General features: G+C 37.1%; 20 protein-coding genes and 2 pseudogenes. 1 reads left to right on the plus strand and 21 read right to left on the minus strand.

The window, feature by feature from the left end; translation table 11 throughout:
* Positions 1–150 precede the first annotated feature (150 nt).
* The 4 genes and pseudogenes from MKY35_RS17985 to MKY35_RS18000 form a co-directional block, all read right to left on the minus strand.
* Positions 151–324: pseudogene (locus MKY35_RS17985) on the minus strand (helix-turn-helix transcriptional regulator).
* 145 nt (positions 325–469) lie between these two features.
* Entirely contained in the window at positions 470–1618 is a 1149-nt protein-coding gene (locus tag MKY35_RS17990) for a hypothetical protein (RefSeq protein WP_342444412.1), read from the minus strand.
* A 220-nt stretch (positions 1619–1838) separates the two neighbouring features.
* The gene (locus MKY35_RS17995; RefSeq protein ID WP_342444413.1) at positions 1839–2858 is read right to left on the minus strand and encodes a hypothetical protein; all 1020 of its coding nucleotides are present in this window, start codon (positions 2856–2858) and stop codon (positions 1839–1841) included.
* A gap of 236 nt (positions 2859–3094) precedes the next feature.
* Entirely contained in the window at positions 3095–3298 is a 204-nt protein-coding gene (locus MKY35_RS18000; protein WP_019686344.1) for a helix-turn-helix transcriptional regulator, read from the minus strand.
* A 171-nt stretch (positions 3299–3469) separates the two neighbouring features.
* Between MKY35_RS18000 and MKY35_RS18005 the strand changes: the two genes are divergently transcribed.
* Complete coding sequence (locus MKY35_RS18005; RefSeq protein WP_341039712.1) at positions 3470–3757, plus strand: hypothetical protein; 288 nt, start codon at positions 3470–3472, stop codon at positions 3755–3757.
* 163 nt (positions 3758–3920) lie between these two features.
* On the opposite strand, the gene MKY35_RS18010 is transcribed toward MKY35_RS18005, so the two are convergent.
* The 17 genes and pseudogenes from MKY35_RS18010 to MKY35_RS18090 all read right to left on the minus strand — a co-directional run bounded on the left by MKY35_RS18010 (position 3921) and on the right by MKY35_RS18090 (position 21934).
* Complete coding sequence (locus MKY35_RS18010; protein WP_342444414.1) at positions 3921–4970, minus strand: hypothetical protein; 1050 nt, start codon at positions 4968–4970, stop codon at positions 3921–3923.
* 145 nt (positions 4971–5115) lie between these two features.
* The gene (locus MKY35_RS18015; protein ID WP_342444415.1) at positions 5116–6054 is read right to left on the minus strand and encodes an ATP-binding protein; all 939 of its coding nucleotides are present in this window, start codon (positions 6052–6054) and stop codon (positions 5116–5118) included.
* Between the two features lie 164 nt (positions 6055–6218).
* Positions 6219–6446 carry an HNH endonuclease signature motif containing protein gene (locus tag MKY35_RS18020; protein WP_342444416.1) on the minus strand — a complete coding sequence of 76 codons (228 nt, stop codon included), beginning with the start codon at positions 6444–6446 and terminating at the stop codon, positions 6219–6221.
* A gap of 38 nt (positions 6447–6484) precedes the next feature.
* On the minus strand, positions 6485–7777 hold the full coding sequence (locus tag MKY35_RS18025; protein WP_342444417.1) for a DUF262 domain-containing protein: 1293 nt from the start codon (positions 7775–7777) through the stop codon (positions 6485–6487).
* Positions 7778–7972: 195 nt separating this feature from the next.
* Positions 7973–8683 (minus strand): hypothetical protein, encoded by a 711-nt coding sequence (locus MKY35_RS18030; RefSeq protein WP_230493883.1) that lies wholly within the window; start codon positions 8681–8683, stop codon positions 7973–7975.
* Positions 8684–8865: 182 nt separating this feature from the next.
* A complete protein-coding gene (locus MKY35_RS18035) occupies positions 8866–10065 on the minus strand; it encodes a hypothetical protein (RefSeq protein ID WP_025679186.1) in 1200 nt (399 codons plus the stop codon).
* Positions 10066–10232: 167 nt separating this feature from the next.
* A complete protein-coding gene (locus MKY35_RS18040) occupies positions 10233–10745 on the minus strand; it encodes a hypothetical protein (protein ID WP_013372327.1) in 513 nt (170 codons plus the stop codon).
* Positions 10746–10929: 184 nt separating this feature from the next.
* A complete protein-coding gene (locus MKY35_RS18045; RefSeq protein ID WP_013372328.1) occupies positions 10930–11685 on the minus strand; it encodes a hypothetical protein in 756 nt (251 codons plus the stop codon).
* A gap of 512 nt (positions 11686–12197) precedes the next feature.
* Positions 12198–13154 carry a DUF2971 domain-containing protein gene (locus MKY35_RS18050; protein WP_013372329.1) on the minus strand — a complete coding sequence of 319 codons (957 nt, stop codon included), beginning with the start codon at positions 13152–13154 and terminating at the stop codon, positions 12198–12200.
* A 167-nt stretch (positions 13155–13321) separates the two neighbouring features.
* Positions 13322–13825, minus strand: coding sequence for a hypothetical protein (locus MKY35_RS18055; RefSeq protein ID WP_342444418.1), 504 nt, complete (start codon positions 13823–13825; stop codon positions 13322–13324).
* A 137-nt stretch (positions 13826–13962) separates the two neighbouring features.
* Positions 13963–14400, minus strand: coding sequence for a tyrosine-type recombinase/integrase (locus MKY35_RS18060; protein ID WP_013372331.1), 438 nt, complete (start codon positions 14398–14400; stop codon positions 13963–13965).
* Positions 14401–14683: 283 nt separating this feature from the next.
* Complete coding sequence (locus MKY35_RS18065; protein WP_342444419.1) at positions 14684–16747, minus strand: methyl-accepting chemotaxis protein; 2064 nt, start codon at positions 16745–16747, stop codon at positions 14684–14686.
* Positions 16748–17256: 509 nt separating this feature from the next.
* Positions 17257–17497: pseudogene (locus MKY35_RS18070) on the minus strand (iron-siderophore ABC transporter substrate-binding protein); the annotation flags it as partial.
* 170 nt (positions 17498–17667) lie between these two features.
* A complete protein-coding gene (locus MKY35_RS18075; protein ID WP_342444420.1) occupies positions 17668–18681 on the minus strand; it encodes a S8 family peptidase in 1014 nt (337 codons plus the stop codon).
* A gap of 77 nt (positions 18682–18758) precedes the next feature.
* Positions 18759–20012 (minus strand): histidine phosphatase family protein, encoded by a 1254-nt coding sequence (locus tag MKY35_RS18080; protein ID WP_342444421.1) that lies wholly within the window; start codon positions 20010–20012, stop codon positions 18759–18761.
* 59 nt (positions 20013–20071) lie between these two features.
* Positions 20072–20977: a hypothetical protein gene (locus MKY35_RS18085; RefSeq protein ID WP_342444422.1), complete on the minus strand. Its 906-nt coding sequence runs from the start codon at positions 20975–20977 to the stop codon at positions 20072–20074.
* A 417-nt stretch (positions 20978–21394) separates the two neighbouring features.
* Complete coding sequence (locus tag MKY35_RS18090; RefSeq protein ID WP_342444423.1) at positions 21395–21934, minus strand: CueP family metal-binding protein; 540 nt, start codon at positions 21932–21934, stop codon at positions 21395–21397.
* Positions 21935–22106 lie beyond the last annotated feature (172 nt).

The raw sequence follows: 22106 nt of genomic DNA on the forward strand, positions 1-22106 counted from the left end.
AACCCCAATGGGGTTGTCTGCTGAAATGCTTCTCCGAAATCCACCTCGCAGACCAAGGCTCCAACGGAGCCGCAGTTTGAATATTATGTTATACGATGGAATCGCTTCTTTGATTAACCAGCATTCATTCTTGATGCTTTAACTAATTGGTCATTCCTCCACTATGTGTTCCAACAAATCCCTTGGTTTACAACCTAAAGCAGTATATAATTTATCAATCACTTCTAAATGATACAAACTCATTAGTATTGAGCTTCGCCATTATAGCGGACGAAATACCCATCATTTTCATTAAATCCTGCTTCTTAATCTTCTGTCGATCAATAATTTTTAAAAAGGTTTGTAACTAATCATCTGACATTCCTTTCACACATCAAGTAAATTTTTCTTTAATTCTTTTCCATCAGACCAAGGAGTGTAAGAGCGCAGTGTGAATGGTATGTCAGACGAAGTCGAGGAAATCTGAGAATTACAGATCCAGAAGATGCATGTTTATTTTAAATGGATCTTTTTTCAAAGAAATAAAATCATCAAGTAGTAAAACAGTCCGAATAAGACATCTTCTTGCTTCTTCTCTATATACTTCTGTATGGACTCCTTTATTTACTAGCCCTACCAATTTATCAATTTGTTCACTGAGCAAATTTGTACTCGCAATGACAACATCAATATTAGTATCACTTCTTCTTTCAACATCTGCATAGGCAAGTAAGCGATTTTTATAGTGAGGCCCTTTCAGCTTTCTTCCTTCGTGTTCTTCATCTGTTGGGGGGAATAGGCTATCGGCAACGTATTCGATAATCCTTCTGCAAGATGCAGTAACTTGAGCATACTGTTCTTCTGTCTCTGCAACATCAAATGTTTTAAATGCAGCCCATAATTTATTTCCCAAATCCGGTGCAGCGTCCGAAAGTCTAGTTACTACTTCATCTGATACAAATGCTAAAAAATTATTACTCCGTTTTTTCCATTCTGCAACTCTTCGTGCATGTTTGAAGTTATGGTATTTATCAAAAATAGAATATTTCCCTTCTAAACTCTCAAACTCAACTCCTATAAACCCACACTTTACCAAAAAATCAAACCAACCATTATCTTTACTTCCTTCATTTATTCCGTCCCAAAAGATATTTATTCTATCATTAATAATTCTGTACTTTGGCGACAGTGATTGAGAGTATAATTCCCAATGTAACTCAGAAACCTCATCGACTTCAATCGCTCCTAAATACGGTGGGTAATCCTTTAGTTCCATATGTAAAAATTCGGCTAAATCAAAATCAATATTCTCAAAGCATATTGCAAATACATTAGAGCTTATAACTTCCTCAATTCTGTCATAATCGAAGTTTCTCCAAATGTTATTGCCGGTAAAAATCCATCCATTAATTACTTCAAAATATTTTTCTTTGTTAAAGTTTCCTATCGTTCCAGAACTCGTTCTTTCGTATTCATATGCAAGATTTAAAAGTAGCAAATCTCCAATAAATATTTTAGTCGAAATATTTAAATTCCTATATTTCAATAAACTTAAAAAAACTTTTTCAAGGAGCGGTATTCCATAAAAACTTGTATTGATCGTGGGATGGTTTGCATTAAAATGAACTGCGATCTTCATCGTCAGGCCCCCAAATTTATTTTTTTCGGTTTCATCAACATTCTTGTATTCAAGAACTCTCACCACCTTAAAGGAGCGTAGCCACTGGCCGCGACGCGGTTAGGTGGTGCAGGGTTGTCCGCTGACTTCGCTCCCCTATAAATATTTCTCGCGGATCGAGGGCCGCATGGCCCGATGCGTGAATGTATTGTTATACGCTGTTGCAGTCTTCTTCCAATTATCAAGCTTGTAGTTCAAAATGATTTTTGATCTCCTTTTCTAACAATAAACATAAAGCACGTAATTTATTTATAAGTTTTTCTTCATTAAAGCTACCATTAATAAACTTTAACTTTCTACTAAACATTATTTTATCATAATAACGATTGATTTTATCTAACTCTGTATTTGACCAGTTCGTCTTTGAGAGATCTACTTCTACAAGCGGGGGTAATGCAATTTCACTGCCATTATTAATCATAACTCTAATTTTCATAGCATCAAAAATCTGCCTTAATCTTTCATCTGCAGTCACGAATACAGGAATTGTATTATTCTTAATAAATTGTTGACTAACTAATGCAGGAAAGGTTAGATCTATTGCTGCATTCCAAAAAGTATGAATCCTATCCTCAATTTTTTTACTCTTAGATTTGTGAAGTAAATTAGTAATAGATGAATTACCACTCATATAAAAGTGAGCAAACAATGTGGTCGAGGTACTAAATAAGTCAACTTCACTCTGAACAAATCTTAAATAGTCAATCATCAAATCGGCATTATTCTCAGACGGATTACTATTCCGAAGTAAAAATAGCTTCATAAGACAAGCATAATTAACAAATAACAGGCCTTGAAATGTACTAACACTTTCTAAGCTGTCAAGCTTTGAAGGACTCTTAAATGTCTGATCTTTAATCGGGGGATCAAATTTAATTAGCTTACTATGCTCCAACATCTCAAAATAATTCATTTCAAAGAGATGTTTAATAGAGTTTTTCATATCATTAAGTTTATCAAAATTAATCTCAAAATTACTTAAGCTTCTACATGCTTCCTCGATACCTAGAGAATAATCTATCAAAACATCATTATTCTCAATATTTCTAAGCAGATCCCTTAATTCATTCCATATAGCCTCTCTCTTAACAATTGAGCTAGGTTCCTTATAAAGGTCTCTCAAATAAATGCAAATATTGGTGTCAGGTATAAGCTCAACTAATTTAATATCAACCTTATTAACAAGATCTTCAAAACTCATTATTTCCTCATGAATATACATTGAGCTAAAAAAGAACTTCATAATTTCTCCTCACTTTTTCAGTAATTGCGTATAACATTCCTATATTCATGAACCCCGAAGGGATTGTCTGCTGAAATGCTTCCCTGAAATCCTTCTCGCAGACCAAGGCTCCAACGGAGCCGCTGCTTGAATATTATGTTATACGATGGAATCACTTCTTCGATTAACCAACATTCATTCTTGATTCTATTCTGTCATTGTTCTGCTATATGTTCCAATAAATCTCCTGGCTGACAACCTAAAGCCGTACATAATTTATCAATCACTTCTAATGACACATATTCGTTCGTATTGAGTTTCGCCATTGTTGCAGACGAGATACCTGTCATTTTCAATAAATCCTGCTTCTTAATCTCCCTGTCGATCAATAATTTTTGAAAAGGTTTATAACTAATCATCTAATATTCCTTTCACACATCAAGTGAATTTTTCTTTAATTATATGAAAGTATATTTTCTTTATCAAAAACATCTTCAACATGCATTGGCTTAATTATTTGTTATGTTAAAATTATATTTAATAACTTGAACTTTTATTCATAAAATCAAATACATTGGATGGTGTTTAAAATGCATAATTCTTTAGAAGTCTTACTTGATTCACTGATTCAGACTCGAATTGAATCTTTATATGGCGAGCTTATCAAAAACAACTCCAGCTACAACCAGTTCTCATCCGAGCGGAATCTCTACTTCAAGCAGTTACATGAAGAAGTACCGGAGAATATACAGAAGACCCTATTCCTTTACGATGATGCTGAGCTTTCTGTTCAAGCTATTTTAGAACGTGAAATTTATTTGCAAGGTTTTAAGGACGCTCTTCACCTGCATAACGAATTACATATATCTTTAGATTGAGAGCCTTCTGGCTCTTTTTCATTTTGATTCTGTCGTATAACGTTCCTGTATTCACGACCCGACGTATGTCGGGTGTCCGGCAAAATGCCGGACCAGGGCCGCATGGCCCACAGCGTGAATATATTGTTATCAGAAGTTCATTCTTTTAAGATTTTTCTATGATTCATTGATCATTTGAACTGTTGATGATCTGATTTAGTAAACTGGTTGCTGATTTTAAATTATTTATTAAGTCTTCGTAAGAACTTACTTCTTGATGCAGTTTACCTTCGTGTATTACAAAGCTACTATATTGATATAATTTTTTTAAAGAGTAGGCCAAGTTTTGATCTAATATGTTCTCTCTAACTAATAAAGAAATCATTCTAGAAATAGATAATCTAGATCTTTCATCAAAAATTTTCGCATAAAGATTAGTTAGAATCTTTTCAAGGATCATTCTTTGTTCTATAACTTCATGAATGTATTTTCTGTTTTGGAATAATTGTTCAAAGCTCACCTCAACTAAGGTATCAGGATCTGATAAGTTAAGTTTATTCTCGTTAACTTGTAACATTCTCTCTGGAAGTTTATTCTTTTCTTCTTTTTGCCCTTTACCATTAATGAGTTTTTCGAGCCAGCTATTTAATGTTGGGGTAATATACGCATACCCAAAAAATAAGGTCAACATTATTATAGTAGAACCAAAAACATTCATATTCGCTTTTTCTGTAAGGAAATTAACTAGAGCCAGTACAAGCATTAAAACTGGAAAAGATAGCAAAACAGTCATTCGTGAGTTTATATTTATTTCATCATCTTCATTGAGTTTATTCTCTAATAAACCAGTTGAATAACTATTTAAGATACCTTCAAGTTCTTTAAGTAATTGAACTCGCATCTCGTTACTTATATGCTCATTTTCATACACTTTTGCATATACCATTTCTATTACTTCAACAGTACTCAATTTTAATGAACTATTTCTAAGTGACTCAAATCCATCTATCACAATCTGCAAATCAACCTCAGAAATAGGAACTCCATTACTAACATGGTTTCTTATTATTAAATTTGTAATCTCATCTCTCAATCGCAATCTTTCTCTTGTATGTTCCTTTCTAGAACGTTGTTCTTGATATACGAAAAAAATTACTGTTAAAAACAACGAAAATATTGTTACTGTATTCACGAAAGAGGTAGAGCTTATAATGCTATTCCAAATGGTTTCCACTATTAAATCTCCTTTTACGAATTGCTGATAACGTTCACTGTATTCACCACCCCGGCGAATGTCGGGGTGTGCGGTTCCTGCCGGACCAAGGGCATATGCCCGATACGTGAATATATTGTTATGTGATGCTTCAACCTTCCTAAAGTTATCTAGAGCCAATTATTTTCTTTAAAGACCTATTCCATACATCTATAATTACTTTCTCACTCAGACTAGGAAAAAGTATTCTAAGAAAGAAAATATGATCTTTTATTTTTTTGTCTGTTAAACTCTCTTCATTATCAATATATTTATGCAGATACTTCTCTGTGATTTCAGTGACTATTAATTCAAGAGAATCTTTATTATGCTCTTTATCTAATTTAGATCTAATTGAAGGCAATATATGAAGAGATAGCGATAAAACTGACCATATATCTTTAATGTTGTTTTCAATACTAGTAATAGCATTTTCTACATTATCTGAACTCGATTCTGCACTAGATGCGCTACTCTCTATGCTATCTAACGTAGGATAAACTGTCTCTTCAAAGTTAGTGAGTGTAGATGCCATTTTACTTGTTTCTTCTACAATTATAGTTCTCGTTTTTTCTAATTGAGTTTCAATTGAAGTTGTTGCATCTCTGAAACTCATAATGAATTTTTCTCTTTCACTTTCCATAAATAAAGATAATAACTCATTGGGATACAATGAGCGCTTTCTTCCATCTGCTCTTATACGATAGGTTCCTCCTTCAGTACAATAGGGTTTATATTCTCCGCCTGGAATTTCAATCACATAAATATTTTTTCCGTCTATTCCATGACTAGTTATATTAAGATTTACAGCTGGCCTGCAGCTTTGTGCTTTATCTAAAATAGTAAGTCTTGCAGAGTCATTGACCTTACAGCCAATAATAGACCCAATTTGCCTACCATCAGAAGCGGCTCCATCTCTTACACCAATAAGGATTACTCCGCCGCTTTTAGAATTGGCAAAGGCAACAATATCTTCTGCTTTTAAGCCTGAAATTGATTCTTTGAACTCAATTTCTTTATTTTCTTCACTATTGATCATTTTTACTATATCTTCTTTGCTGAACAATTATACTATCTCCTTCGTTTCTTAAGTTTCACATAACGTTTTCCCGATTCACGAACCCCGTCAGGGGTTATCTGCCGTAAAGGCAGACCAAGGAACGAAGTGACGCGGTGTGAATCGGAAGTTATAGGATGTCAGTGCCTTCATAGAGAAGCTTATTACAGAAGCTAATTTTTAATAGTTGAATTACAATAAGGATGGGCCAATTGACCATTCTCAACTGAACCATTGCCGCCATCTTGTGCTCTAATTTTATGATCTATTGTTATTGAATTTTTATGCAAATACCCTCCACAAATTGCACATCTTGGTGCTGTTTTTAGGGCTTCAAGAATAAATACATTAGACTTTCTCCCATCTGTAAATCTATTACTATTTACTTCATCTAGTGTCATGATTTCTTTTGACAGATATCCGAACTCTTTTGAATTAACTAGAATAGAATATGCATAGTTTCTCCAATATCTTTATTACTCAATAATAAATCCATAATTGTAATGTAATATTGAGTTATAAATTTTCTTCCGCGTGTAGATTGTCTGTATCGCCTTACAATGATCTGGACTAAATATTCATAATGAATCATTATTTCCTCGAATTTATCTCTTACTTTTGTAAATTCTTCAAACTTATTTTTCTCCTCTAAGTATTTGATAAATCCCAAAATTGAATAGTACGACGCAATTTTATGATTACCCCTCATGTTATAAAAAAATACTACAGGATGAAGTCCTAGAGATGATGGATGCATCGAGTTGACCCTTCTAACAACTTTACGACATTCTTTCAGAAATTCAAGTGTATTTTCTCCAGTTGAATCGACTTCTAAAATATCGTTATCTTTTAGTCCCTTTGCAATATTAATAGTCTCTAGTATGAGATGTTGACCTTGATCCGATAATAACGAGCCACCTATCGGCAAGTCCAAAGTCTTAATAGGACTTTTATATTCTGGTAAAAATAAAATTTCATTTATCTCTTTTGCAATCTTATATATTTCGGTCTGAATGTTTTCCTCAAATTTAGCCCAATAATTATGACCTTTACCACTTCTTACAATCGCCCTAGCTGCAAGACCATTTGCAGATGACCTTGCCTTAATTAGTTTTATTTCAGTGTCACTAATTGGGGTCCCCTGTTGATTTATACGAAAGAAAGATTCCTCTGCTTTTTGAGAATTACCTTCTACCCATTGTAATTGCAGCGCTAGCGATCCCAAACTTTTTGCAAGTTTATTTTTGGTTTCATCATTGGATGATTGTCGTACCAAGCCCTTTAACTCTTTATAACTACCAATAGTATTGTTTATTAATTCTCTAGTTTGATTAGCCGATTTTTTTTGTTCGAGAGGTATTTCATTATCAAAAAACTCTCTGGAAATCGTTCCATCCCCATAATCATCATTGATCCACGCAGCTAGAGCGCTGATTCTATGTGACCCATCAATTACGAATATATAATTCGATAAACTCTTCCATAAAATAATACTTGGTATTAATTCACCTTCAATAAAACTAAGGACTAATTGATGAATCTTTTGGGGGGTCCATTCATTTGTTTCTCTTTGAAAATCAGGTTTTTTTATTGCAGAAAAAAGGAACGAATTATAATCTAAATCAGTGACAGACATAGTTAAGATGTTTCGATTAACCGCTATGCCACTTTCATCTTTAATATCAAAATCTTCCCTCGGAATTAATGCATCAAGAATTACTTTACTGCTCATCTTGACCCTCCTAAATAAAGTTTAATTTTTTTTGGTATTTTCATTGCGCTGATTTCCTATAACGTTCTTGTATTCACGACTCAGCATATGCTGAGTGTCCGGCGAATGCCGGACCAAGGACGAATGTCCGCAGCGTGAATACTATGTTATAGGATGTCAGCACTTCTTTGCAAAACCTATAAAACTACTTATTATTTAAATTGAAGATTCAGGGTATTTTGATAGAAGCAATCTTTCTATTTCTTCAATCAACTCGCAGACTAGCCCGAAACTCTCAAGGCAATAATCATGCGTTAAATACGACTTATATGTAGTTTCATTTTCACCTCTATTGTGTACTGCTAAATCGTCTTTCAGTGAATGAGTAAATTGATTTCTGATTTGCCTTAATTGTTTAATCTCTTTCCAAAAGTCTTTTGGTAGATTAACATTCATATTGCACTCTCTACGTATAAAATCTATATATTTATTGATCACTGGTTTATTTTGAGACGACATAACAAATTCTCCCCCTATTTTATGGGCAAGTAAATCAACTATATTTTTCAAGGTGCTCTCAAGAATGATATAAAGCAAGGAGATTATCGATATATACAAGTATTCAGTAAAGTAATTCTCAATATTATAGTATGATTCTTCTTGAGCATGTCCCATCTCGGCACTAATAGGTTTTGAAAGACTTCTTTCTAAATATTTTTTTCTTGTCTCAATGAATCCTTCAATGAAATCTTTATTTATATTTAAGTAAAACAATAAAGAATTTATTCGATCTTGAAATACTGAAAGTTCAATTTCTGACGAATAAGTTTGATAAAACAATTCTTGTTCTATTACCATTCCATCTACCAATTTATAATCATTCTCACAAATAGAATCCAAAAAATCTAATTGATCTTGCTCGCTCATATTTTCGAAGTCTAGTGTTTGTTTCGACACCTCATCTACATACCTCATCAGCTTACCTCTTTTCAAAAAATTATTAAATTCACGCTGATTTCCTATAACGTTCCTGTATTCACGACCCAGCGCATGCTGGGTGTCCGACGTATGTCGGACCCAGGGCGTATGCCCGCAGCGTGAATATTATGTTAAGCGAAGTTCGATTTTTCTTGTTCAGATCTTTGTTTAATTATTTGTTTTATAGCTTGCTTGGCTTGTATTACTCGAATTCCACATTTTTTTGCTATTAGTTGATCTATATCTGCTGGTAGCTCCCCTTGTGGAAGCAACTCATCGATTTTCTTTAGCATAGAATAAGAAAACTTATAGTTCTTGTACTTAATTCGCTTTATACCTTCTTTAGTATTACATTTTATGATTTCTATTTGATTTCGTTCTTCACATTTTGTGAATTCATCAATTAAGCACTTCATTTGACTAGGGCTGCCACTCATTTTAATAGTATGAATCTTTTCTGAATTATCATAATGATATCTATAAATCACATCTTTGAGATATAAGATTTCTTCGTTGCAAAGAAAAGAGAAGCTTCTATCTAAAACTGGCACGTATTCAGTAGTTAGAGTTCTTAAAACAATTTCTACTGAAAATCTCGGATCTTTACTACTTATATTTTTATCTGTCTTTAATAATTTTTCACATGCACCATATATATATTCTGCAAATAGATTTATGCTTTCAAAAGACTCGACTATATATTTCTTTTCAACTGTAAGCTTGTAGCCTTCAAATTTATATTTTTTTCTATAAATATCATCCGTTTTTCCAATTCGATGAACTAAAATATTTCGTCTATCATGCATTTCTACGATTTTTTTCAGTTTGACCTCAGATAAATTAAAATCGATTTTAAATTTCTTTTTAAAATATTCGCTGACCTTTTGTATTCCTTGATTTTGTATTCTTCTACACTCACTATTAATAATATTTGTATGTAAGCTTGATAGAGAGTCAAAAGAAAGGATCTCCCCTTGGGAGTATTCAATACGTTCATTCGTTTGAAATAAATCTTTACGAGTAGCAAATAATTCTTTTATCAAATCCATAAAAAAATTCTCTAAAATCGAGATTAAACGTATGAAAATTGTCTCTCTCAAAACTTGTGGTAACTCTATTTTCATAAGCTGGTCAAATTCTTGCTTGTTTGAGGAGATAGTTACTCGGAAGTTGTTTCCTTGCTCATAATAGATAGGGTCATTTTCTTTAATAAAACCTGCTTCAATCCTCTCCGAATTCCTTAATTTATTTTGCCAATATGAATTCACAGAGCCTGCGTATAGCAATTCGATTTTATGCATTTCTTCTTTGAAATTTTCGTAGGCTTTCATAGCATTACTCCTAGTAAATTGAATTTTGCTTAACGTTCTTGTATTCAGGACGCTCGGCGAATGCCGAGTGTGTCCAGTTGCTTCTACTTCCCCGAAATTCCCCTGCTGGACCGAGGGCATATGCCCGATGCGTGAATATTATGTTATACGACGGTGAATTGAAACTACTATCTATAAAGATCTTTATACATTTCTAAGTTTTGAATCTCTTGCTCATATCTCTTATAAAGCTGATTTTCTTCATAGTCATTGAGATAACCTAGCATCTCATTCAAACTTTCTATTCTTATCATAACCGACATATCTGCCAGGGCATTTGAGTTTATTATTGTTCTACGGTACTTCTCTAATTCAAGAAATCTTTCAATTAATTCTTTGAACCCGCTTAGCGAATGTTCCTTAAAATCAAATTCTCTATTAAAGTCAATATTTTGAAGTTCATTTTTATAATCATTAATACCTTTTTGACGTATTAATCTTGATGAATCCGCAGCGCGTTGCTGTGGACCAAATCGAAACTGATTTCTCCACTGGATTATGGTATTTTTAGGTACATTAAGTATGCTACTGATTTCAGCTGGGATAAGATCTTTCTCAACACAATACTCATACATTATTTCTTTTAACTCTTTCCCCAGTTCCTTCTCCACTTGTAATTTATAATCATTGTTTGTCATCATATGAAACACTCCTCAAGAGTTATTCTACTCACTGTCGTATAACGTTACTGTATTCACGACCTAGCGCATGCTGGGTGTCCGGCGAATGCCGGACCCAGGACGAATGTCCGTAGTGTGAATATTATGTTAAGTGATGTTGATCATTTTTTGAGTTATTGAATCTTTTTATCAATAATGAGATTTATTAAAATGCCGATAATACTTGCGAAACAATAATTTTTTTAGTTTCTGAATCCAAATCCAATATCTTTCCATCAAGCCACTTATCAGACTCTAATTTCTCGCTGTGATACGGGCTGCTCTCCCAGTTCTTTTTGGTGTGCAAACTATTAAACTCAACAGCAAAGAACCCTTCCCTTGGTTCATTTAAAATTAACTCATCATAGAACCAACCAGAAATCTTTATCGAATTTAAATCCTTATAGTCTAGTTCAAAGTTAAATCCATAGTGAGTTTCATATCCTTCTTCGTCATATAAGTCATAGGCATTTGAAGATTTAAGCACTTGTACAAGTGGATCAGTAGATTTTAAGAAATACCAGACTATATCAACAAATTCCTTACATCTTTCTTTTTCGGGTGGATCTGCATCATTATGCTCAATGTCATTTCGAATAGTAAGTAAGCTTTTCATCAAATATGGTCTTACTAATCCAAAATCTTCGAGAATCTCTAAGTATCCTTTGTTTCTCCATGAAGGATGAATACTTCTAAGATTATAAGAACGTTCTATCAACTGTAGTCTATGATTTAGTGCTCTTTTTAAATTAGCAATCCCATCTCCTAATTCAAATTCTGTTGTTGCGTTATCTACTAAAGCTCTTGAGTATTCCCACATTTCATAAGGTCGTTCCCATTTATCATCTGGTAAAATAGTAGCCCATTGTGAATAATAGTCCCAATCAAAAATTGTTTTCGAAAGATATATAATGTTTTCCATCAGATGCTCCTCTACTCAATACAATAATGTCTTCTTAAGCTATAGATTTCTCAGCTTATATCTTCCTGCCAATTTCACTTAACGTTCCCATATTTGCGACGCTTGGCGTATGCCAAGTGTGTCCGGCTGTCTCTGCTTCCCCGGAATCCCTCTGCCGGACCGAGGGCGTATGCCCGATGCCTGAATATATTGTTATATGTTGTTAAATTGGCGGACTTCGGAGCATCTACTCCCAAATTTCAATCCCACTCTGCTTCCGCTTAGGAAGCATTCCTCGTCCGCTCTTCGCTCGTAACTTTCAATCCTTGATCCGCATAGGATCTACCTTCCGTTCTTTCCTGCTCTTATCTATCCTTGTTCTTCCAAGCCGAATTTAATGATCTTATAACGTTCCTGTATTCACGACCCGACGCATGTTGGGTGTCCGGCGGATGCCGGACCCAGGGCGTACGCCCGCAGCGTGAATATTATGTTAACTGATGTCAACGACTTCATGGTTAACTTACAAATCACTACCTATATGTGCTCTTGGATTTAATGATATTTATATCTGTTGCCTCGTACCCATAGTAGCTCAATATCTGGTAAATATCTCCCTCTTGTATATCTGATTTAGGGCCTATTATTATTTCGTTAATGATATTCTTCGCATACGCTTTAAAAGATAAGTCAAAAAACGATACAATTCTATTCCTATAAGCTTTAAATTGCAGGCCATTAGGAAATAGCACTGCCATATCGCCACTTAACAATGATTTATCTTCTACTTCATCATACCAATCTTCCCAGTTTGTATATTTATCTAATTCGTCATCAAAAACTATTCGCCATTCTGCCTCTTCCTTGAAAGAGGGATTTTTATATTTTATTGACTCTTGTATAAAGATCCTTGAAGATATTTCATGAAATACATCAATTGCGTAAGTTTCTCTAGAGAAAATTTTTTTTGTATCCCCCTCTGTAATTGCATGCAATACACTTTGTAATATATCTTTTGAATGCTTTCTAATCTTCTCAGAGGAGCTATTATTATTTTTCTCTGGGTACTCAACTTGTAATAACTTTAGACTCTCCTCTTTATTGATTAATGTTTTTAAAGAGTCAATACTAAATCCAATAGATAAGCCATAACCATCGTCTGCGTAACCTCTCCATTGGCTAAGTTTATCGCCTTCTTCAGAGAAACAAGCTACATAAAATAGTTCTTCACTTCTTTCTAACATTTTTTCTTTAATAGATTTAACAATGAGTTCCAAGGATGTGACTTCGTCTAGTCCGTAAATCAATTGTCCTCTAAAAAATGAATGTTCTTTATATTGACGAACTATTTCTTCTCCAATGTACTCAAACAACCATTTTGTTTCTTTATAGTCGTTTGATTTAGAAATATCCGACAATCTTATTGTTTTATTTTTTATAATGTTCAAAAATGTATCATTACTACAGTAGTGATATAATGAATTGCTCATTTAAAACACCTCATTTCGTTGATTTCAGTTAACGTCCCTGTATTCACGACCCAGCGCATGCTGGGTGTCCGACGACTGTCGGACCAAGGGCGCATGCTCGCAGCGTGAATATTATGTTATCTGAAGTGCCGTTCTTTACAGTATTCTTTTCCCTTCTTTAAACCATATTAGTTCAGTTTTTTTGATTTTTTCCATTCCAGTTTCGAATCAATAAATAAGCCCCAATCATATTCCAAATTATTGTATCTTTCTTTATCCGTATAACATTCTAATTTTTTAAAATCAAACCTTCTATCAAGTCTATTTGTCGATTTTTTAATCTCTATTACTAAATAGTTGTCGGTATTCTTTCCTCTCCGGTGGATCACTATATCTGGAAAAGTTGATAACCCCATATATTCTGTGTCGTCATCAACAATGTCTTTAATAAAATCCTTTTTGAGTCTTTTACATTCTGACTCTAGAACATAGATTCTTTTCTGTTTGTTCGCTTCGTCAACATTTCTATTGTATTCACAATCCACATTGTACTCTTGGAATTCTTCTTGAAGATATACCGCTAACTTATGTGCAATTGTTCTTTCATTTAAATCGTGACTTAACAAATGATGATCTTTTTCAAACAGCTTTGAAATAGCTATGTTAATTCCCTTTGTTATTGTTGGATTCATTTTATTACTCCATTTTTATGTTTTAGGCATTACAGATAACGTTTTATTTACGAACTTCCGAAAGAATACTCTCTTTGTCATATTCACGAACTTCGTGAATCCTGCACTTTTCTCCTTATTCCCGCACTTTCTGCGTTTCAATCCTCCAGCTCGCTCATCCGATCCAACGGACTTTGAATCCGCCCAATGTCCCGTCTGCTCACATGTGTACACCGCTCCGTCGTTCGCACACTCTGATGCCCTAGCAGTTCCTGAATATAGCGAAGATCAATCCCATTTTCCAGCAAGTGGGTCGCAAAGGAATGCCTTAGCGAATGGATACTCACCTGTTTGCGAATGCCCGCTTCAGCCAGCGCTTTTTCAAACACTTTCTGCGCTGAACGTTCCGTCAGGTGGCGGCCTTCCCTCTGCCCTGGAAACAGCCAGTCTGCTGGCTGCTCCCACCCTATATACTGCTCGACCACCGCAAAAGCCGCTTCGGATAGCAGCGTTTGCCGATCCTTCCTGCCCTTTCCCTGACGAACTTTCAGTACTTTCCGTTCACGGTCGCAGTCTTCAAGACGCAACCTCACCACTTCGCTTACCCGTCCAACCGTACGCCAATCGTTTTTTCATCCCGATAAAGTAGGTTTATCTTCATCTCACTTGCCTCCTTAGTATATCAGCCGTTCAAAAAATTGGAAATCTAATTTTACACAAAAAAAGGGACTTAAGATGGATATTCATCTTAAGTCCCTGATTCTTTCAGAGTGAATTATTGATCCATTAAGTCCAATTTTCATCATCATAAAGTGTCTTGCCTTTACTTGTCCAGTTCCTCCGTCACATCATCCCATAGCATCGCCGCCACCTACCATGTTACTCAACCTTAAACTGCTTTAATTCGTCTTGCAGCTTAGTGGACAATTGGTTTAATTGTTTGGATAGTTCAGCAACCTGTTCGAAGCTCTCCAATTGTTCCTGCGTGCTGGCGCTGACCTCTTCGGTTGAAGCGGAATTCTCCTCCGTGGTGGAAGAGATGATCTCCAGCGCCTGCAAAATCTCATCTTTGTGCTTGTGGACTTTGGAGGTGTTGGTGCTGATCTGGATCATTCGCAATTTCAAATCTTCCAAATCCTTGTTAATGCTAAAGAACACTTGCTTCGTGTCCTCTACCGATCTCGCATTTTCTTCTGCGATTTTCAGACCATGAACGGTATGCTCAACCGATACGCTGGTTTTTTCTTCGATGACACGGACCTTCTTGTAGATTTCCTGGGTTGCTAGCGCTGTCTGCTCAGCCAGCTTGCGAACCTCTCCGGCAACCACAGCAAACCCTTTGCCCTGTTCTCCGGCACGTGCAGCTTCAATGGAAGCATTGAGCGCCAGCAGGTTGGTCTGTGTTGCAATTTGGTTGACCGTATCCACAATGCCTGAAATCTCGTGACGGCTCAGATCGATATCCTGAATAATAGCCGACATCGCCTGTGTGGAATTATGATTTTCTTCCGCCCATCTGGATAGCTGATCTACTACTGCAAGCCCTTGTCCGCTTTGCTCAGCAGAGATTTGCACCATCGATTCGATGGCTTTGGCATCATTGGCAATTTCGTCAATTTGGCCGGATAAGGCTCCGGTTTTTTGTAAAATGTTATCCGTTTCGATAGATTGGTAGTTCGTTGCATTGGCAATTTCATTAATTGCTGTCGCCGTATCGTTCATCGTGATTGCGGTTCTGGAAGAAATGGATTGCAAATCATTTGATGATTGATTCAAGACTTGAGCTGAGCCGCCCACCATTTGGAGCATGCCTTGAATTTTTTGAACCATATTGTAAATTCCTTGAGAGATTTGCCCAATTTCATTGTTGGAATGCGTATCAAACTGAACAGTCAAATCTCCATTTTCAATCAGCTTGATTTTGGCAAGCAATTTCGGGATTGATCTCAACAGATAGCGGAGCGTTATATAACAAATCACAACCAGCAGAATGGTGGCTGCGGCAAAACCGCCAATAGTAATCCAGGTAAAGGCTTTTAATTCTGCGAGCGCCTCTTGTTCAGAAATAGTTACACCTACGGACCATCCCGTATCTTTACTGGTTGCATACCCGATATAACGACGTTCCCCATTATCATTAATGAGCTGTACTCCGGACTCACCAGCAATCATTTTCTTTCCGATCTCCCCAAGATCACCTGTGCTTTCGTTAATCTTTTCTTTCAGCACTTTATTTTGATCGGGGTGGTACAAAATATCACCTGTTTTGGATGCAAGCATCGAATAACCTGTGCTTCCAAGCGAATAGCTTTGCATAACGGCCGGGATGTCTTTGAAAGCAATATCGACTGCAGCAAATCCGATTAATTGGTTACTGCTATCCTTGATCGGATAGAAAATGCCCATGACCACATTCCCCGTATTGACGTCCTTATAGGGTTCTGAGTAGTACAAACCGTCTGCTTCAACAGCCGGCTTGAAGTACGGACGCGAATGGATATCAAAATCCGGTTTGGAAGCAGCACCATCATTCTGAAGAAAGAAGCCCTTACCAGATATGCCTGCAATCCAGGCGTCGGCAAAAGATGGTTCTTCCTTGACAATCGCTGCCAGAGTCGCTTTGGTTGCCTCAGCATATGGAGAAGTTTTCGCCATCTCTGCTGATTCGGTGGTTTCTATATATTGTCTAAATAAGGTGTTGGTCGACATTTGTTTGACTAGCGAGCCCTTTTCCTTAAATAACGCATCAAATTGACTGACGGTAGCCTGCGTCTTGGTCTGGAGCATGGCCTCTTGCTGCTTGACAAGCATGCTTTGCGTGCTAGCATACATGAACGTCCCCAAGGTTGCAAAGACGACAACGATAATAACTAACAAGACCATGGCCAATGTGTTCGCGATGCTGGATGATCTGAATACGCGCTTCTTCATATTTTGTGACATGCTGCCATCTCCCCGAGGAATATTGAGCGAAAAGCTCTTAGATAATATGTCGGAAGTTCGCAGCTGTTTTAATAGGTTTTTAGTATACACAATTTAAAGTTTTGCACGGGATCTAGGTGTCCATAGGTATACAGGAGATGCGGCGTATTTTCCAGGCTTGATTGCGTCGACGAGCAACTAAACTAGATTAGCTATGAAAAGAACCCTTTAGCCACGGGCGATGAAGAAAAAACTGGAAAATGAACAAAATGGGAACCCAACGAATAGAATACAAGAAAAGTCGTTCAGCGAGAAAAACTCCTATGAACGATTTTTTTCCTTAAAACCAATGTATGTATTTATCAACAGCTGCGGATCAGCTTGAGGCCATTAGTGGAGGAAGGATAGAGATCCAACGAGATGTTAGCCCCTCTATAAGTCTATACCAAAGCGTCGATGAGAGCGGTTAAACCGCCCATTCATGCTTTCTATGCGCAAGTTATAAACCAGACAAAATACTCAGCCCTAGCTCACTTCGTAATCGCCGCAACAATGTTGTTAACCCACGCTTTTGACGAGACAGGATCGCCAAACGTCCATGTCTTGCTATCCAACGCATAGATACGTTTCAAGCTTATCCGGCTTCCAAGCGTTAATCAGTCCGATCTTCGCCAGCATTCCAACGACAACCGAGTTATTCGAAAACATGCGCAGACTTGCCGCATTTTGATAAGTGAACGCCTGTGTCAAACTATAATGAAACTCCACTTGAACGCTCAATAGGAACGTATTCACTTTTCCTTTATCCTTCTAGCACAATGGCAGAGCCAGGTACTCTCCACAGGTAAGAAGCCTGGACAGGGTAAACCGCCGCGCATTGTGCTGACTAATCGCACAAGCGCGGCGATCTCAAAGTCTAGATGAACCGATCAACATTTCTATCAGCGAGTAGATACTGGTTCTCTTTTTATAGATTCACTTGACACCGATTCAGAGATTAAACATAAATTATCTAAGTTCAACATTCCATTTCCCACAAGCTTTGGATCTTCATCTCTAGAGTCTGTCCGCTTGATTAACTGGGCATATATTTCAGGCTCTGTAAAGACTCTGTCGAATTTTTTCTCACATAGATTAATCAAAATTGCAGCAGCACCCGCAACATGTGGACTAGCCATTGACGTTCCATCAAGCGTCGCATAACCACCTCCAGGCCAAGTAGATTGTATGGAAACACCTGGCGCAACCAGGTCTAATTCAAGGTTTGTGTTTGTGAAACAAGGAAACTTGCCATCCAATCCAACTGCGCCTACTTCCATAACTTCGGGATAAGCACCTGGATAACTCAACTCATCATGTCTTACACCACAGTCCCCTCCTAGACCACCTTCATTTCCCGCTGCACAAACAATAAGGATGTCATTCTCAACGGCTTCTTTTATTGCCTGATGCAGCGCAGGATTATCATCTGGTCCCCCAAGCGACATATTAATAACTCTGATTCTTTTACCATTTTTATTCCAGTTTATACAATATCGAATAGCATCTATAATATTCTGATTTGAAGCGCCAAACTCTTCAATCCCTTGTTCCATAAAACGTTGCATTACCTTTAACACAACAAGTTCCGCTTCAGGGGCAACTCCTATAACTCCAGAACCATTCTCAGATGCAGCAATCGTTCCCGCTACATGAGTTCCGTGGCCGCTATAATCTGTAACGTTATCAGTTCTGCCTTCCGATATTACAAAATTGTGCGTATCAATTATACGATTCTTTAAATCGGGATGGTTTACATCACAACCACTGTCAATAACAGCTATTACGACATTCTCTCCTTTGTGACCTTTCTTCCATAATTCAGGGGCCTTGATCATTTTAATCCCTTGTGGGATTTTGTCGGCTTGGTCGGCAGTGGATTCCACAGTAAAAGGTATTAATCGAAAGTCTGACATTGAAATTGGCTCCTTTTTGTGAAGTATAATTTTAAAATAAAGCTATGTTCTAACCTAACAATGTATTTATCAATCTTCTATTTTATAGCCACTTCGGAAACAGTACTGCTATACTTTATCAAGGCTTCCTGGAGCAAGTTTAGCACTTGTACTACTTTGTATCCTTTTCCCCTTCCTAAAGGTTTAAGCAATACCAGGTCTAGATAACCAAATTTCTCACTTGGGTTCAGCTGGTTATTAAAATGGTGATGGTGTGCTACAAATATTTGATTCAACCCTGCCTCAGGAGGTGTCTCTAACAACTGATCCAGATCTCTCTGTACCAGACGTGGCTCAATTTTTATATTTTGCTGGCTAAAAGCAATTTCTGCCGTTTGTCTCGCTCGGTTAATCGGACTCGTGCTGACCGGAAGCTGTATAGGGATTTTTTTTGACGTAAGCAGTTCACCCAGCCTCCAAGCCTGTTCCCGGCCTAGTGTACTTAACATGACATCATTATCATGTGTATTTTCAGGCTGTGCATGTCGAAAATAGAGATTGTATCCTCCCCGGCGAAGTAGTAGAAAAGGATCGGTCACAGAATCTTCAGCATGTAGCAATTTATTTAGCGCCCAGCCTGTTTTGGACATGCCTTGCTGTAGCGGCAATAAGTCTTGCTGTTGCAGCAACCTTTTCATTAAATCGTGACTGCTTTGCGCTGCTATGCTTCCTGTCGCCTCCGTTGTGATCTCCACAATGGAGCTACCAGCGACATTCCAAACCTCTGCGCTTTCCTGTATACCGCTCCATTCCCCTTTATATTTATGGGCTGTGATCGGGCCAAATACACTCGTTTGCGATAGCATTGTAGTGAAATTTAATTTGCCCCATTGTTCCCGTCGCAGCGGTTCCGGTGCATACTTCAGGAAAATATCCTTCCAATCATCGGGATGATTGAGTGCGGATATATTTACTTTCACCTCGTATGAAAGATTCAACGATTGATATTCTCCACTCCAATCGACTTCCTTGCTCAACAAAGGATCATTCAGATCAAAGCCTGATTCCTCTACTAACCGCACAGCTTGTTCTATATTATTGCTCTCGGAAAGTTCCATTCGCTTCTTGTAAGTGATTTCCCATTGATCTTTGCCATGCTTAAGACGTCCGCGCAAAATCCAGCCAGCATGGTACAAATCCAACTCAGGCGTATCCAAAAAGCGAATATCCAGCTGTTGATGTGCTGCCTGATCTAGATGCATAAGATCAACACGCAATTTATGCTCATCTGTCAGTAACTGATTACCATCTAAGAGAAATTTGATCTCATATTGCATTTCTGTTTGTTTCATAGCAGTTCTCCCTTTTCACATATCTCCAGAAGCTTGCAAAAAACTGAAAGTTTTAAGATTTATCCTACTGGAACTGCCTCTTTTATTACCGGAAAAAAAGTTCTTGCATCTTTCGCTCCATCTTGTGTTCGGAATACAGTGATATCAAGTTTCTCTCCATTAAGTTCAACCGGGATATGCTGCCTTCCGTCCAGAAATGCAACCGTACCAAGGGCGAGTAAACCTTCCGCACTTGTGCCAACAAAGAAACCTCCAATATCTTTAAAAAGCTTGGTTTTCTCACCTGATTCCTTCTTTTCTTCCAAAGTATATTTAATCGTTATAACTTCAGCCAGTTTGCTGGCTTCTATTTTATTTACTTCTACATGCTTGATGAATACAATGGAATCCTCTTTTCTCAATTGCACATAGGGACCATCGTTAATTAGATAATGATACCAGAAATGATGCCCTCCCAATTTTCTTCTTCTGCCGCCCTGTTCACCTAAGAACACATGTTCAAAATAAGAGGTGCTTTTTCCTAGGATTAATTTGAACCAAAGTGTTTTTAACATATCCATCCATTCTTCATCTGAACTGCCATCTGCAAGATGTCCGTTGGATTGGGCGTACTCCCTTGCAAGCTGCATGGGCTTAGTTCCAATTGCAAACTGTAGAAACTCATTGACTTCAGCCTGCTCCTCAGGGATGATATCTTCTTTCTTACCTTTTAGCCATTCATAGTTATCATGCAGTTTAATAAATAGATCGTAGGATTTTTGTTTATTTTGCGGAATGTGGGTTTCCTTAAATACGGAAATTTCATTTCTTTCACTTCCAGGGGTTGTAACTTGATCCGGGGTCGGGTCCATATCGACGATAACATAACCTTGTTCCGAATTCTTTTGATTGTCACTCAATCCTTTGATCAAAGGAAGTATACCGTTTTCCTTCATGTCTGCTTCCCAAATTTGTTGAAATATCATAATTTGTCCCTCCAAAATAGATTATTTTTGAACCTGTATCATCTTTTGTATGTATCGTTGTGTCTATGTATAAATATTAATGGTTAAAAAAACAAATTATGTTAATTCATTAATCAAATAGGAAATATTATTTTTGGAAGATGAAACATTGGTTTTACGTGCGGTCTATCAATATTTACGCAACATCATTTGGAGAGATAGATTTTTGGGGGATGAGCAAGAAAGGAGGAGTATAAGGCCGATCGTTGGTGATGCATTCAAAATGAGTGTTACATCAATTTTACTTTACTCAGGCCCACGCCAACATCTGCGCAGGCCTGATATCGTTATATTTTCCAAAAGTTAAGGACTTTTAGATCATTCTCAATCCCTTTCCTATACACAGGACTCCGATAACTGGAATTTGATTCACCTGCGTTAGCCTAGCTGCATCGTTGTGATACACGTATCGTTTTTCTCATATGTAGAGAATTCAGTTTCAGCCGTTTTACCTTCATGATTCACGCTAATGCGGTAGGTTTTATCCCTCGGTAGCCATAGATCAATAAAACCATTGGGTTGTGATTTCATGGCAGCATTCTCCATGATGACATTACCTTCGGAGTCGTGAACGGTCACATTGAATTCTCCGTTTTTTATTTCGCCTTGGCAGCCGGTTAGACTATGAGTTGCACAAGGGTGGGTCTCTTCTACATATGGCGCAATCGAAACAAAAAACTCGTTGTCAGGCAAATTATAAGTTATGGGTTGGGTATTGTCTCCATTAACAATTAACTGACTGGAATTAATGGAAGCGGATTGACCTGTTCCCTTGCCTGCGCTGAAATCATGCACCAATTGCTTGATATCTGTTGTCCCGAGCTTGTCCGTTCCTTCTTTCTGCATATTTCCTGCAATCAGGTACGTGCCCAATGCCGCAACAACCAACCCTGAAGCGACCAAGATTCCTTTTTTCATCTGGAGTTCATCTCCTTGTCCGTTTTTAAACATTATAATGTAGAACGCGCCGTAACGGACAAAATACGGTACTGAAGTCACCAGATATTCACATCTTTGCTTGTTTATCCAGACGTATCTGCGTTACATTAGATGATCACCAAAGAGGGGCAAGGAAGTATGAGCAACTCTA

The organism is Paenibacillus sp. FSL L8-0638 (assembly GCF_038593075.1).
GTDB lineage: Bacteria > Bacillota > Bacilli > Paenibacillales > Paenibacillaceae > Paenibacillus > Paenibacillus polymyxa_D.

Excerpts from the sequence above, each read along its gene's own strand:
- MKY35_RS17990 (WP_342444412.1), bottom strand. The coding sequence starts at position 1,618 with ATGAAGATCGCAGTTCATTTTAATGCAAACCATCCCACGATCAATACA.
- MKY35_RS17995 (WP_342444413.1), bottom strand. The coding sequence starts at position 2,858 with ATGAGTTTTGAAGATCTTGTTAATAAGGTTGATATTAAATTAGTTGAG.
- MKY35_RS18000 (WP_019686344.1), bottom strand. The coding sequence starts at position 3,298 with ATGATTAGTTATAAACCTTTTCAAAAATTATTGATCGACAGGGAGATT.
- MKY35_RS18005 (WP_341039712.1), top strand. The coding sequence starts at position 3,470 with ATGCATAATTCTTTAGAAGTCTTACTTGATTCACTGATTCAGACTCGA.
- MKY35_RS18020 (WP_342444416.1), bottom strand. The coding sequence starts at position 6,446 with ATGACACTAGATGAAGTAAATAGTAATAGATTTACAGATGGGAGAAAG.
- MKY35_RS18025 (WP_342444417.1), bottom strand. The coding sequence starts at position 7,777 with ATGAGCAGTAAAGTAATTCTTGATGCATTAATTCCGAGGGAAGATTTT.
- MKY35_RS18030 (WP_230493883.1), bottom strand. The coding sequence starts at position 8,683 with ATGAGCGAGCAAGATCAATTAGATTTTTTGGATTCTATTTGTGAGAAT.
- MKY35_RS18035 (WP_025679186.1), bottom strand. The coding sequence starts at position 10,065 with ATGAAAGCCTACGAAAATTTCAAAGAAGAAATGCATAAAATCGAATTG.
- MKY35_RS18040 (WP_013372327.1), bottom strand. The coding sequence starts at position 10,745 with ATGATGACAAACAATGATTATAAATTACAAGTGGAGAAGGAACTGGGG.
- MKY35_RS18045 (WP_013372328.1), bottom strand. The coding sequence starts at position 11,685 with ATGGAAAACATTATATATCTTTCGAAAACAATTTTTGATTGGGACTAT.
- MKY35_RS18050 (WP_013372329.1), bottom strand. The coding sequence starts at position 13,154 with ATGAGCAATTCATTATATCACTACTGTAGTAATGATACATTTTTGAAC.
- MKY35_RS18055 (WP_342444418.1), bottom strand. The coding sequence starts at position 13,825 with ATGAATCCAACAATAACAAAGGGAATTAACATAGCTATTTCAAAGCTG.
- MKY35_RS18065 (WP_342444419.1), bottom strand. The coding sequence starts at position 16,747 with ATGTCACAAAATATGAAGAAGCGCGTATTCAGATCATCCAGCATCGCG.
- MKY35_RS18075 (WP_342444420.1), bottom strand. The coding sequence starts at position 18,681 with ATGTCAGACTTTCGATTAATACCTTTTACTGTGGAATCCACTGCCGAC.
- MKY35_RS18080 (WP_342444421.1), bottom strand. The coding sequence starts at position 20,012 with ATGAAACAAACAGAAATGCAATATGAGATCAAATTTCTCTTAGATGGT.
- MKY35_RS18085 (WP_342444422.1), bottom strand. The coding sequence starts at position 20,977 with ATGATATTTCAACAAATTTGGGAAGCAGACATGAAGGAAAACGGTATA.
- MKY35_RS18090 (WP_342444423.1), bottom strand. The coding sequence starts at position 21,934 with ATGAAAAAAGGAATCTTGGTCGCTTCAGGGTTGGTTGTTGCGGCATTG.